The sequence below is a fragment of the Bartonella raoultii genome (assembly GCF_019659805.1).
In the GTDB taxonomy this organism is placed as follows: domain Bacteria; phylum Pseudomonadota; class Alphaproteobacteria; order Rhizobiales; family Rhizobiaceae; genus Bartonella; species Bartonella raoultii.
This window is the reverse complement of the sequence record NZ_JAIFRO010000003.1, coordinates 243,365-257,061: the sequence shown is the minus strand read 5'-3', so window position 1 is coordinate 257,061 and position 13,697 is coordinate 243,365. Positions and strand designations below refer to the sequence as shown.

Here is a 13,697-nt window from a genome sequence, read left to right as displayed (position 1 = left end):
AATTAAGTTTTTGGACCAGGATAACTGGTCCAATTTTGAAGCACAAAGATCATAATTTTCTTTACGTAAAAAATACCCACCATAATTGCCAAGCAGTAGTATAACTTTTTATTGAAAATATCCATATAATGGTTGACAATGCTCCCCAAGCTGATGCTACCAACATTTATAACCCTCTATTTAAAATTAAAAGTTCCATAATAAATGTTATGCAACAAATAAATGTAGAATAAAAGAAAGGTTTTAATCTTGAAATAAACCCACTTTAGTAACATTTTTGTCACATAATGAATTTATAAAACACAATTATGGCAACAATTTGTCATAATTATTTATTATTATATAAAATTATTTCTTTTAAAGAATTCACTTTAAAACCGTTAATACATACTGTTTAAAGTTAAATAATCATGATACTATTGATGGAAGAAATTCATTAGGATTACTGTAATAATATTTAATTATGATTTTGATATGATTTGAAAGAGTAAGTTCTTTTAAAATAGTATTACAATTATTGAATGATAAAATATATTACTTTTACTCAATTTATGATCTATAAAACCTAAAACAGAAAAAATATAAAACTTATTAATTATTAAAGCAGCTATAACGCGCCCTACATACAATTATAGTATTAAGATAGCAATTATTAGAAAATAACTCTCGTTCAATACTGAAAAAATTCAATATAATATTGTCATTATTAGTGCTCTAAATATGTTTGAAATATAAAAACTAATATTTCTATTTTTTTACAAGATTTATATATCTATTTCAAAAGTAAGCCCTTGGTATGCTGGCTTAACATATGATGGAACATAGTTTATAACCTTATTATAATCAAGCGATCTATCCATATGTGTGAGTAAAGCTTTTTTAGGTTTTAAATATTCTATCCATTGTAATGCCTGATCAACAGAAAGATGACTTGGGTGTGTTTCAAATTGAAGAGCCTCAATAATGAGAACATCCAAATTCATGAGTTTTAGCAATGTTTTTTCAGGAAATTTACTAACATCTGTACAATAAGCAACATCACCAATACGAAAACCTAGAGAATGAATATTACCGTGACATTGCAAGTGCGTCTTGACAGCTATCTCTCCACCCTGCCCTTGAATGATAAATTGACTATCTTCATCGATGAGATGTGCTTTTAAAATAGGTAAATAAGAGGAATCTTTCGGTGTTTGAAAGCAATATCCAAAAGAATTTTTAAGATGTTCCAGTGTAAAGGCATCTGCATAAATATCAATTAAACATTTTTGTGCAAGTGCATAACTGCGTAAATCATCAATACCATGAATATGATCTGCGTGAGAATGCGTATAAAGTGCAGCATCAAGATGATTTACGCGCGCATCAATCATTTGTGAACGAAAATCCGGACCAGTATCAATAACAACGGTTGTTTTTTTTCCTGATGATTTAATGCGTTCAACTAATAAAGAGCTTCTATAGCGTTTATTTTTAGAGTTATTGGGATCACAATCTCCCCAATCACCATTAGGGCGTGGCACTCCTGGAGAAGGACCACAGCCTAATATTATAAATCGGTATCGATCAAACATACCCTTTTACCTTATTTCATTTTGCTAAATAAACGCAAAGCATTTTCTGTCGTTATCTGAGCAGTTTCTTCAATAGTTAAACCAATAGTTTCAGCTAAAAGAGCTGCTGTATAACGTACAAAAGATGGTTCATTTATTTTTCCGCGATGAGGAACTGGCGCTAAAAATGGGGCATCTGTTTCAATTAATAAATGCTGGTAAGGAACAATTTTTGCAATTTCACGAATTTCAAGCGCATTTTTAAAAGTAAGAATACCTGAAAAAGAGATATAACCACCAAGTTCAAGACCAGCACGAGCAAGTTGCATACCTGACGAATAGCAATGAAGAATAAAAGGAAAAGTTCCTTCTTTTGTTTGCTCACGTAATATTTGTTCCATATCTATATCAGCATTGCGTGAATGTATAACAAGAGGGAGTTGTGTTTCTCGAGAAGCAATAATATGCTCTTGGAAAGTCTTTTTTTGTTCTTTTGGTGAAGAATAGTCATAATGATAGTCAAGACCAACTTCTCCAAACGCAACAATTTTAGGATGCTTCGATAGCTGAATAAGATCTTCGGCTGTAATATTTTGTTCTTCATGAGCATAATTGGGATGTGTACCAACAGAACAAAATACTTGATCATAGGTTTGGGTAATTTCTAAAAGCCTATCCAATTTATGAACATGTGTTGAAATTGTTATCATACGTTTAACATCAGCATCTAGAGCCCGCTGGATAACATCATCCAAATTTTGTGACAAACCTTCAAAATCAAGATGGCAATGTGTATCAATCAACATGATGAATATCGCCTTTCTTCACTATATAACGGGGAAAAATTGGTTCAGGTGGCGGAAGGTCAAGACCTTCTTGAATTTTTACATGGCCTATATGGTAGAATAAGCGATCTTTCTTAGAAATTGCAAGGCTATCAAGAAGCTTATCAGCTGATTGTGGCATGAAAGGTAAAAGCATAATACCTATTCTTCGCAAAATTTCTACAGTTACGTAAAGAACAGTATAAAATCGTTCAGGATTATTTTTTCGTAAACTCCAAGGTTGTTCATTAGCAAAATAGCGATTAGCATCTGCTACGATTGAAAAAATAGCTGAGAGAGCTAAATGTATTTCTAAAGAAGACATAGATTGTCGTACAGTTTTAAATATTTGAAGAGATTGTTCTAAAAGCTGTTCATCTTGAACAAAAAAATTAACTGGTGTGGGAACTTTTGCATTACAGTTTTTAGCAATCATAGATAAAGAGCGTTGTGCTAAATTACCAAGATCGTTAGCAAGATCCGCATTGATACGATTCACAAGACTCTCGTGACTATAACTGCCATCTTGGCCAAACGGTACTTCACGGAGAAGAAAATAACGAACCTGATCAAGACCATAATGATCAACCATTTCAAATGGATTAACTACATTTCCAATAGATTTTGACATTTTTGTACCGCGATTGAGTAAGAAACCGTGTGCAAAAATATGTTGCGGCAATTCAATTCCAGCAGACATTAAAAATGCTGGCCAATAGACAGCATGAAAACGAATAATATCTTTACCAATAATATGCGTATTGACAGGCCAAAAATTACGCTTTTTTGAATTTTCATCAAAAAAGCCAATAGCTGACAAATAGTTTGTAAGTGCATCAACCCAAACATACATCACATGTTTTTTATTGCCTGGAACACTAACACCCCAATTAAAACTCGTACGTGAAATAGAAATATCTTTTAAACCCGATTTGATAAAACTTATAATTTCATTACGCCGTTCAACTGGCGCAATGAAATTAGGATATTTTTCATAATGTTCAAGAAGGGCTTTTTCATAACGAGACAGTCTAAAAAAATAGCTTTCTTCTTCATTCCATTCAACTGGAGAGCCTAATTCCTTTTCACGGCGGATATTATCTTCTCCAACCTCAGTATCTTTTTCTTCATAATACGCTTCCTGACGTACTGAATACCAGCCTGTATAACGGTCAAGATAAATATCGCCATGTGCTTCCATTTTTTTCCAAATTTCTTGACAAGCTTGATAATGGCGCTCTTCTGTTGTACGAATGAAATCATCATTAGAACAATTCAAAGCAGTGAGCATTTTTTGGAACACGGAACTATTACGATCAGCGAGCTGTTTAGGTGTCATACCTAACGATGCTGCAGTTTGTTGCATTTTTAAACCATGTTCATCCGTACCAGAAAGAAAAAGGACATTTTGTCCATCTAATCGTTGAAAACGGGCTAAAACATCGCTTGCAATCGCACTATAGGCATGTCCGATATGTGGAGTGCCATTGGGATAAAAAATGGGAGTTGTTATGTAATATGTGTCACGCATGTCATACTCGTTGTAAAACGCAATAAAGATATAATGACATAACGCCTGTTAATCATATTGTCACGGAAAAAACGCACCCTCATGAACAGTCTTATGAACTCTTAAAAGCAAATTAATTATGAATTGCTTTTTATCGAGATTAAATGATTGCATTTCCCCTATTTCTTGAAGAATCTCCTGCCATATTTGTGCATATTTCTTTGAAAGAGGTAAATTTCCTCTTTCAGCTAGTATGATAGCTCTTTTATAAATTTTATCAAGAATTTCATCACAAAATTGTTGAAATTGTACACTTGCAGAAAGAGAAGAAAGTGTTTGTGCAAGAGTATGTACAATAGCTAAGTTACAAACAGATTGCTCCAAGAAAGTATCAATATTTTTAATTATTTCTAGTCCACCATGATCAAGAAGTAAGGCTGCTTTTCGAGGGTTTCCTTTAGATCTTTGAATAATTACATCGATAGTTTTATCATGGATATCTTGATTACGAAAAGCATGTGTAATGACTTTTTTCATCTCATTATCATTTAATGCTCGTAAAGAAATTTGTTGGCATCGAGAACGAATTGTTGGAAGCAATTTTCCTAAAGAATGCGTAATGATAATGAATAATGTTTTTGCAGGAGGTTCTTCAAGTATTTTAAGAATTGCATTTGCAGCATTTTTATTCATATCATCAGCAGGATCAATGATAATAATACGCCATCCATTTTCCTGCGATGTTTGGTTTAAAAAATGCATAATATCACGGATATCATCAATAAGTACACCATTTTTAAATTTTTGCGTTTTGGCATCAAAACGACGTGAAATATACAAAAGACCAGAATGGCTTCCTTGCGTGATTTGCCTCCATGTGACAGAATTATGCTCTGGTTGTAAAAAAACATCTTTTTGAGAACTTAAAATATTCCAAGCAAGATGAAATGCCAATGTAGCCTTTCCAATTCCATGCTCTCCTTCAAATAACAATGCATGATGCAACCGCCCCTCTTTACGCATTCGTGCTAAAAAATGACGAGCATCCTCATGACCAAAGATAACGTTATTCTGTGATGGTGATAAAACTGTATTGATATCATCATAATGGCGTAAAATATTTATATCACTCATGAATGTTGATCCAATATTATTTGCTGACAAATATTTTGTATTTGCTGTGCAATAATTTCGACTTCACCTGTAGCATCAATAACACGAAATCTATGAGGCTCTTGTTTTGCTAATCGAAGAAAAGCTTCACGCCTTTGCTCTTGAATTTTGAGTTCATCTTTTTCAAAGTAGTCAATTCTTTCTACCTTTTTTCTTCGCAAATTTGCACGCTTCATACCACATCTAGCTGATATATCTAATAAAAATGTTAGATGAGGCATGAGCCCATTGAGTGCTATAGATTCCAAAACAGAAAGCGTAGAAGGACTCACTTTATCATTGAGACCTTGATAAACACGTGTAGAATCAATAAAGCGATCACATAAAACGATTTTTCCTTCTTGCAAAGAAGGAGCAATCACTTGGCTAACATGATCACTGCGTGCGGCTGTAAATAAAACTGCTTCAATTAAAGGTCCATAGTGTTGTACTTTGCCCGACAGTAAAATATGGCGTATCGCCTCTGCACCAGCAGTTCCTCCTGGTTCTCGCGTCGTCAAAACATTATACCCTTTGTTGCGGAGATATTGAGAAAGCAAAGAAATTTGCGTCGTTTTCCCTACCCCCTCCCCTCCTTCGAATGTGATAAAATAACCTGACACGTATAAACCTTAGTTTTTATATTAACACATATTATAAATATTTCCGTAACCATCCGATTGTTATTTCATAGAATGCATCTTTTACTTTTGTAAAGAAACTTCCTTCTCTAACATTGTTTCCAGCAAAAACTGGTTTTTCTACAAGAATCTTTTTATTTCCTAGGATCTGAATTATACCAATTTGTTGTCCTAAAATGATAGGAGCTTTTAATGGGCCATGATATTTAATTTTTGCTTTGACATTCACTTTTTTTTCATTTGAAAGCATAAAACTTATGGGGTTTTTAATAATAAGTGGAACAGATTTTTTTTCTCCACCATACACAGAAGCATGGCCCACTGTTTCTCCTTTTGAGAAAACCGTTTTAAGATCAAAAGCTGTGATTCCCCATTGAAGAATACGCTCTACTTCTTTTGTATGCCCTTTACCATCATGCAAACCATTTATTGCTAAAAAAAGATGTCGATGATTTTTATAAAGGGTAATAACCATTGAAAGACCTTCCTTTTCACTATAACCAAAGCCAAATCCTTCAATACCCCTTTCTTTAAAAATAAGAGGATTTTTATTCCGTTGAAAAATCTTATTCCAAGTAAAATTAGGTTCACGGTAAAGCATATAATAATCAGGATACTCATGAGCAATATGACGCGCTAACGTAATCATATCGCGTAATGTCACAAACTGTCCCTTTTCAGGAAGTCCTGTTGCATTAACAAAATGGCTATGTGATAACCCAAGAACTTTTGCTCGCTCATTCATAAGTTTTGCAAAATCAGATTCACTACCAGATATTCCTTCAGCTAGAGTAATTGCTGCATCATTCCCATTGACAACAATTAAACCATGTAAAAGATCAGAAACACTAATTTCTGTCTTCACTTTTGCAAACATAGTGGTTGTACCTGAAGGCGCTCCACCTTTTCGCCAAGCATGTTCACTCACCGTGAATGTTTGTGCGCTACTTAATAATCCTTTTTTTAATTGATGAAATATGACTTCAGCCGTCATCAATTTTACTAATGAAGCAGGAAAAAAACGGATATCACTTTGTTTTTCAAAAAGTACTGTATTTGTATCACCATCTAATAAGAGCAGTTGGGATGCAGAAGTTTGAAAATCTTGCGCTCTCCCCCCATTCAATGTTAATATTCCCAATAAGATAAACAAAATCCTTAACGACACACGCACAACCAATTCTCCTAATATCTAAAGAATCAGCATAGAGAATACTCTTTCAGAAAAAAAGATTTGTTTATAGAGAATTCAACTTTCAATTTTTCAAATACATACAACATTCCTAAAATTTTTACTTATTGAGCAACATACAATCATATTCTTTAAAAAAGTTGCAATTCCTTTATCTTAAATAACTGCAGCTGATTTATTTTCATTTTTATGTTTTCCTCACTTACAGAGGCTACTTGGTCAAATAACTCTGGCTTTTCAATAAGAACAGGACCAATTTTCGGTAATTTTACTGGAATAGCTTTATCTACTTTTTCATGGTCAACAACTGTTTGAATTAATTGCTCTGTAGGAACTTTATTTTCTTTCAATATAACGTGTTCTCTTTTTTCAAAATTATTCACTGATGCTAATAAATGGGAATTAGAGTTCCCAGGAACATAAGAGGATGTCAAATAAGCAGCATCATAATAGCCAATGGGCGCTTCAGCAAGATATTCTACTTTTACATTCGTGACACCTGCATTTACATAACCAAGAATTGTTGCAGCTTTTTTTGATAAGTCAATGATTCTATCTTTCATAAAAGGACCGCGATCATTTACTCTTACAACAATAGAAGATCCATTTTTTAAATTAGTAACGCGGGCATAACTAGGTAAGGGCATTGTAGGATGCGCAGCTGTTAAAAGATTCATATCATAGATTTCACCATTTGCTGTTAAACGCCCATGAAAGTCTGAACCATACCATGATGCTTGCCCTACACGTTGATAGGATGGATCATGTTGAGGATAATACCATTTTCCTTTTATTTGGTAAGGCTTCCCCACAATAGCCCGCCGTCTCTTTTTTTCGTTTGATTGATTTTTCTCATTTAATTTTTTTTGAGCTAAAACAGCAGCTTTTGTACAATCTTCCTTATTCCAACAGAAGTTTTTCATAGAAAATTGAGCTGTTTGACTTGAACAACAAGCAACCAATAGTTGAGAAACAATTACGACAGAAAAAAATTGCCATGTTGATTTAGAAGTGAAAGTAAATTTTTTTTTGCTATTTAAAAGCATTTTTTAGCCCGCTTATTTCTATAGAGTATTTACTATAATATAAAAAGACCATTTCGCATTTTCTGTATGCGCTAGGAAAATTTACATTTTAAAACGATTCCCCACGTGCGCCCCTAGTATCCTTAAAATTAACCTTTTATCAAGAAATTAATGTATTTATTAATATTTTTATGATTCTATATACAAATAAAAGCACTTCAATAAACATTAGAATCAATTAAAGTTAAAATAAATCAATATGTTAATTGAAATATCCCTATTAATAAATAAAATTGTGAATAAATACAATTATTCTCTATAAGATGACGTAAAATAACAAATTAATAGGAAAAGCAATCGTGTATTAGTGTAAAAATATTGAAAGATATCATATTTTTGATTCTGCAGATAAAAGATGAAACACTTTTTTAGCAGAAACGTATTTCTTAACGAGTTTGATAGCCTTTTTAATTGGACTGTTAATGATATCTTGTAAATAGAAGTCTTATTTTTACTCTTCTTGTAGCGTGGGACTTTTGCCATAGACAGCAAAAAACATTAAAAAGTACAACTTGATATTTCTTATATTTTAAAACAAAAAAAGTTAATTTAAAATCGATGTTCTTCCATTTTACTGGAATTAGCCATAACACGCCGCTGCTAATACAAAGCGTTTTACAAATGACAATGCTTTTAGGTTGGATAAAAGATAGAATGTTATCCTTTTGTTATAAGTAGCTGGCAAAAAACGACTCATAACAAAATAAATTCAAAAAGTTTAGGAGACATAGAAAAACAAACTAATAGAAAAAAGGAATATAAGCTTCCAAACTTTTATATAATCTATTGATATCATAAAAAGCTGGTGAGCGCGCAGGGATTCGAACCCTGGACCTACTGATTAAAAGTCAGTTGCTCTACCAGCTGAGCTACGCGCTCTCATACAAACAAGTTCGCTTGCAGAAAGTAAATGGAACATACGGTTGACTTTCCATTTGGTCAATACTTTTTCAAAAAAAAATGATTATTCATTTTAGTTATCAATATTTTTTTCTTCCTCTTTCTTATTTTAGTTTTGAGAAATAAATGTTTTAATATAGTAAAATAAATAATAAATATTATCCTTATTTCAGATAACAAATTTAAATGTGAAAAAAGTATATTTATTAATATATATAAAGTTATAAATTAAATAATATTTTCTTTTTAAAACAAATATAATTATATATTATTATAAATAAATTTTAATATACGAAATATATGCTTAAAATAAAAACATAAAGAAGATATTTTTGATTGGAATATTGAATGCTGACATGTAAACAATATGAGCTATTGTTGTTCATTCACAATCACATGAAAGAAACTGGTATTTCCCCTTCCTTTGATGAAATGAAAATTGCATTAGGGCTTTCATCAAAATCGGGCATTCATAAACTTATTATAGCCCTAGAAAAACGAGGCTTTATACATCGTTTACCTCATCGTGCGCGTGCAGTAGATGTCATTCGGCTACCCAATAAAATAACATTTGATCTTTCTTCAGCTCGTAAAATTTATCCTAAAGCAATAGAAAAAAAGAGCAATAAAATATCACAAAGCTTTGATAATTTTGATAATGAAAACAAACGAAATATCACTATTCCGATTATGGGCCGCATTGCTACAGGAATACCTACCTCTGCGGTATTACAACAAACAGATATCCTCTCTTTACCACAAGAGATGTTTGGGGTGGGAGAACACTATGCTTTAGAAGTCAAAGATGATTCTATGATTGAGGCAGGAATTTTAAATAAAGATACTATAATTGTTAAACGCCAAAATATAGCAGAATCAGGTGACATTATCGTCGCATTCATTGATAAAAAAGAAGCAACTCTGAAACGTTATCGACGCAAAGGAGCATCTATTGCATTAGAATCTGCAAACCTCCACTATGAAACACGCATATATGGATCCGAACGTGTACAAATACAAGGTAAACTTATTGGACTTATTCGCAAATACTAAAAACTAGTATATAAATGAAGATTTTAAAATGTAGTTTACGTGTTTTCTCAGAAGTAAGGCATTCTATATAATATCATTACGATAAGCATTACTTATAAAATTTTTTTCATTAAAATCAGCAATGCGTCCTCATGTTTTTCAGAGTATTGTAATCAAAAGTATAATTTTAAATTAGGTATGATAAAAAGTTCTTCTATAAGAAAGTTTTAAAATCAAAAAGTTTTTTATCAAGTAAATGACTTGGACGTACATTTGTTAAAGCACGAATCATAGTATCTTTTCGTCCTGGCATTCTTTTTTCGATATCTCTAAGCATTTTCTTCATTGCATTGCGTTGTAAGCCGTCTTGGCTACCACAAAGATTACAAGGAATAATCGGAAACTTCATAGCTTGAGAGAATTTATCCATATCTTCTTCAGCTACATAAACAAGAGGACGTAAAACAAAAAGATCACCTTCATCATTTATAAGCTTTCCGGGCATAGCTGCTAATCGACCACCATGAAACAAATTCATGAAAAATGTTTCTAAAACATCATCACGATGATGCCCAAGAACTAATGCCGAACATTTTTCTTCACGCGCAATACGATATAAATTACCACGACGTAATCTAGAACAAAGAGAACAATACGTTTGTGTATTTGCCAATTTATCTGTAACAATTGAGTAAGTATCTTGATACTCAATACGATATGGAATGTGATAAGAACTTAAAAAATTTGGAAGAATATGTTTAGGAAATTCTGGTTGTCCTTGATCAAGATTACATACCAAAATTTCAACTGGTAAAAGACCACGCCATTTTAAATCGAGAAGAAGTGCGAGTAAACCATAGGAGTCTTTTCCACCAGACAAAGCAACAAGCCATTTTTCTCCTGAAGAAAGCATAGAAAAATCATTCAAAGCTTGCCGTACATGTCGCAAAAGCCGTTTGCGTAATTTATTAAACTCTACTGTTGAAGGAGCATCTCGAAAAATTGGATGATAATCATTTGTTTCTCTCAATAAAGGATCACTTTTCTTAAATCTTCCTTCTATTGTTTGATATTCAATGAAGGTATCATCCATAATATCATAATCCTGCACTATAAATAGTTTGTTCCACAAGAATGACAGATACCACAATCGGAACGTAGTTTAAACTTATGTCCCACTGATTTTATAAAAGGATATATTTCAAAAGGAATAAAACTATGCAAAGTTTATTAAAAATAAACTAATAATCAATTCGATACAGCATACCTATACAAAAGCTCTCTCCTGTATTTTAAAGAGTATAAAATAACAGAACCATTTAGCGTAACAAAAAAGAGAAATACGCTTCTATAAAAAATTTAGCGAGAATAAAACTCAACAACCAAATTAGGTTCCATTTGCACAGCATAAGGAACATCTGAGAAAGCAGGAATACGTGCAAATGTCGCTTTCATATGTTTATGATCTGCTTCAATATATTCAGGTACATCCCGTTCTGCCAATTGCACAGACTCTAAAACCAAAACAAGCTGCTTAGACTTTTCACGGACTTCAATAATATCACCTGGCTTACAACGGTATGATTGAATATTTGTACGCCGACCATTTACATTAACGTGACCATGATTAATAAACTGACGAGAAGCAAAAATAGTAGGCACAAATTTCGCACGATAGATAACAGCGTCCAAACGCGATTCTAAAAGTCCAATAAGATTTTCACCTGTATCCCCCCGTCTACGAGCAGCTTCTTCATAGATTTTACGGAATTGTTTTTCTGAAATATCACCATAAAACCCTTTTAATTTCTGCTTAGCACGCAACTGTACACCATAATCTGAAAGCTTTCCTTTACGGCGCTGCCCATGCTGGCCTGGACCATAATCACGGCGATTAACAGGAGATTTTGGACGCCCCCAAATATTCTCTCCCATACGGCGGTCAATTTTATATTTCGTTGTTTCGCGTTTACTCATCGCATTTCCTTCAAAATAGAACACAAGATCACAATAAGATCTCAAGGAAACGCACCCTCCTCTGCCTTTAAATATTAAAGACTGACAGGACTCCTTATACATAAATGTAAAGTTACCCACGGGACACGTCAATAAAGACCATTTCCTTATAGAAAACAGCTTGAACATCATTATTGATCTTGTATTCTAAAGTCAACTCTTTTCATAAGATTTAAGTCAAATTGTTTTAACAAGCGCTCTGTTGAAGAAGTTATATTGGGTGATGTAAACAGGGCAAAATCTTTATGCTTTTTTATACCCTTGTGATACATATTTTTAGGTAATAACGCTCTTGTATGTTTAGCTACGGCTTTTGCTGAATCAATCCATTTTACTGGCCATAAAGCTTGTTCATGAAAGAAATGAAGTAAGAAAGGATAATGTGTACAAGCTAAAACAATAATATCAGTATATTTGCCATTTTTTTCAAAAAAACATGGAAGAATTTCGTTGCGTAATTCTTTCAAATTGAGAGACTTGCCCCGTAAATAATCTTCAGCAAATCCAGCAAGCTTTGCGCTTCCTACAAGCTGAACGTGACAGTGTTTTGCAAAAGAATTGATTAACGCATGTGTATAAGAACGTTGCACCGTTCCAGGTGTGGCTAATACTGAAATAAAACCAGATTTTGTTTGTTCAGCTGCTGTTTTAATAGCAGGGACTGTTCCTACAAAAAGAATATGAGGAAAGTTTTGCCGTAAATCTGCCATCATGAGTGTAGAAACAGTATTGCAAGCAATTACGCATAAGACAGGATTATAAAGTGTTAGAAGATTCGAAAAAATCTTTAAAATACGCTTTTTTAAAATATTTTCTTCCCAATCACCATAAGGAAATGCTATATCATCAGCAACATAAATAAATTGTGCTTCAGGGATAAGAATACGCACTTCCTTTAACACTGTTAAACCGCCAATACCACTATCAAAAAAAAGAACAGGCCGCTCATCCATCAGTCTTCACATTTGTTTTTAATTTTTTATGATCACGATTTGTAGATGTTCTGCTTCCTCGTGGAAACTGGGGAGAAAAATGATCTAGAGAAGAAATAATTCCCCGTAACAAATGAACTTCAGACTCGCTAAAATTAGCGCGTGTAAAAACAGAACGCAAATTTGTAAGCATTACTTCTTTACGTTCTTTAGGTCTAAAATATCCACGAATATCCAAGGCATTTTCTAATTGAGATAAAAAACCATGAAATGTTACTTTATTTGCTGGTTCCATCTCTACTGCACGAAAAGCTGTATCACTCGCATTCCTCAAACCAGATTTCATCCATTCATAAGACATAAGTAAAACCGCTTGTGCAATATTAAGTGATGCAAAAGCAGGATTAACAGGAAAAGTAATGATTTCATCAACAAGACTAATTTCAGCATTTTCTAGTCCCCACCGTTCTCTTCCAAAAACAATTCCCGTCTTTTGCCCCCAATTTTCACGCTGACGTAATACACTTGCAGCTTCAACAGCACTTTTTACAGTTTTAAAACCAGACCTTTCACGTGCTGTTGTGGCAAAAACATAATGCAAATCTTCAATTGAAGCGCGTAGTGTATCAAAAATTATAGCATTGTTAATAACATGATCAGCTTTACTTGCAGCAGCTTTGGTTTTTTCATTTGGAAATTCTTCTCGAGGTCTAACTAGTCGAAGCTTACAAAGCCCAAAATTTGCCATTGCCCTTGCAACCATACCAATATTTTCAGGTAACTGTGGTTCAACTAAAATAATAATTGGACCATTTGTTAAATTTTTAAGTTTCTTATTAGTTCCAGCCATTACTCCTACC

Annotated in this window: 12 protein-coding genes and 1 tRNA gene; 1 reads left to right on the top strand and 12 read right to left on the bottom strand. The window is 33.1% G+C overall.

The window, feature by feature from the left end:
- Positions 1-764: 764 nt before the first annotated feature.
- The 8 genes from K3248_RS03965 to K3248_RS03930 form a co-directional block, all read right to left on the bottom strand.
- Entirely contained in the window at positions 765-1,574 is an 810-nt protein-coding gene (locus K3248_RS03965; RefSeq protein ID WP_220717052.1) for an MBL fold metallo-hydrolase, read from the bottom strand.
- 11 nt (positions 1,575-1,585) lie between these two features.
- Positions 1,586-2,359, bottom strand: coding sequence for a TatD family hydrolase (locus tag K3248_RS03960; protein WP_220717051.1), 774 nt, complete (start codon positions 2,357-2,359; stop codon positions 1,586-1,588).
- Positions 2,349-3,908: a methionine--tRNA ligase gene (gene metG / locus K3248_RS03955; RefSeq protein ID WP_220717049.1), complete on the bottom strand. Its 1,560-nt coding sequence runs from the start codon at positions 3,906-3,908 to the stop codon at positions 2,349-2,351. The genes K3248_RS03960 and metG overlap by 11 nt, the downstream gene beginning before the upstream one ends.
- A gap of 60 nt (positions 3,909-3,968) precedes the next feature.
- Positions 3,969-5,021 (bottom strand): DNA polymerase III subunit delta', encoded by a 1,053-nt coding sequence (locus K3248_RS03950; protein WP_220717047.1) that lies wholly within the window; start codon positions 5,019-5,021, stop codon positions 3,969-3,971.
- Positions 5,018-5,662 (bottom strand): dTMP kinase, encoded by a 645-nt coding sequence (gene tmk, locus K3248_RS03945; protein WP_220717046.1) that lies wholly within the window; start codon positions 5,660-5,662, stop codon positions 5,018-5,020. Before tmk ends, K3248_RS03950 begins: the two co-directional genes overlap by 4 nt.
- Positions 5,663-5,693: 31 nt before the next feature.
- Positions 5,694-6,854 carry a D-alanyl-D-alanine carboxypeptidase family protein gene (locus K3248_RS03940; protein ID WP_220717045.1) on the bottom strand — a complete coding sequence of 387 codons (1,161 nt, stop codon included), beginning with the start codon at positions 6,852-6,854 and terminating at the stop codon, positions 5,694-5,696.
- 149 nt (positions 6,855-7,003) lie between these two features.
- Entirely contained in the window at positions 7,004-7,918 is a 915-nt protein-coding gene (locus K3248_RS03935; RefSeq protein WP_220717044.1) for a septal ring lytic transglycosylase RlpA family protein, read from the bottom strand.
- A gap of 842 nt (positions 7,919-8,760) precedes the next feature.
- A tRNA-Lys gene (locus tag K3248_RS03930) sits at positions 8,761-8,836 on the bottom strand.
- Positions 8,837-9,205: 369 nt separating this feature from the next.
- Between K3248_RS03930 and lexA the strand changes: the two genes are divergently transcribed.
- On the top strand, positions 9,206-9,910 hold the full coding sequence (lexA, locus tag K3248_RS03925; protein ID WP_220717043.1) for a transcriptional repressor LexA: 705 nt from the start codon (positions 9,206-9,208) through the stop codon (positions 9,908-9,910).
- A gap of 193 nt (positions 9,911-10,103) precedes the next feature.
- On the opposite strand, the gene ttcA is transcribed toward lexA, so the two are convergent.
- The 4 genes from ttcA to K3248_RS03905 all read right to left on the bottom strand — a co-directional run bounded on the left by ttcA (position 10,104) and on the right by K3248_RS03905 (position 13,687).
- Positions 10,104-10,982, bottom strand: coding sequence for a tRNA 2-thiocytidine(32) synthetase TtcA (gene ttcA / locus K3248_RS03920; RefSeq protein WP_220717042.1), 879 nt, complete (start codon positions 10,980-10,982; stop codon positions 10,104-10,106).
- A gap of 266 nt (positions 10,983-11,248) precedes the next feature.
- Positions 11,249-11,866 (bottom strand): 30S ribosomal protein S4, encoded by a 618-nt coding sequence (gene rpsD, locus K3248_RS03915; RefSeq protein WP_220717041.1) that lies wholly within the window; start codon positions 11,864-11,866, stop codon positions 11,249-11,251.
- Positions 11,867-12,036: 170 nt separating this feature from the next.
- Positions 12,037-12,858, bottom strand: a complete 822-nt coding sequence (gene murI, locus K3248_RS03910; protein WP_220717040.1) for a glutamate racemase — start codon at positions 12,856-12,858, stop codon at positions 12,037-12,039.
- Positions 12,851-13,687 (bottom strand): RNA methyltransferase, encoded by an 837-nt coding sequence (locus tag K3248_RS03905; protein WP_220717039.1) that lies wholly within the window; start codon positions 13,685-13,687, stop codon positions 12,851-12,853. Before K3248_RS03905 ends, murI begins: the two co-directional genes overlap by 8 nt.
- Positions 13,688-13,697: the final 10 nt, after the last annotated feature.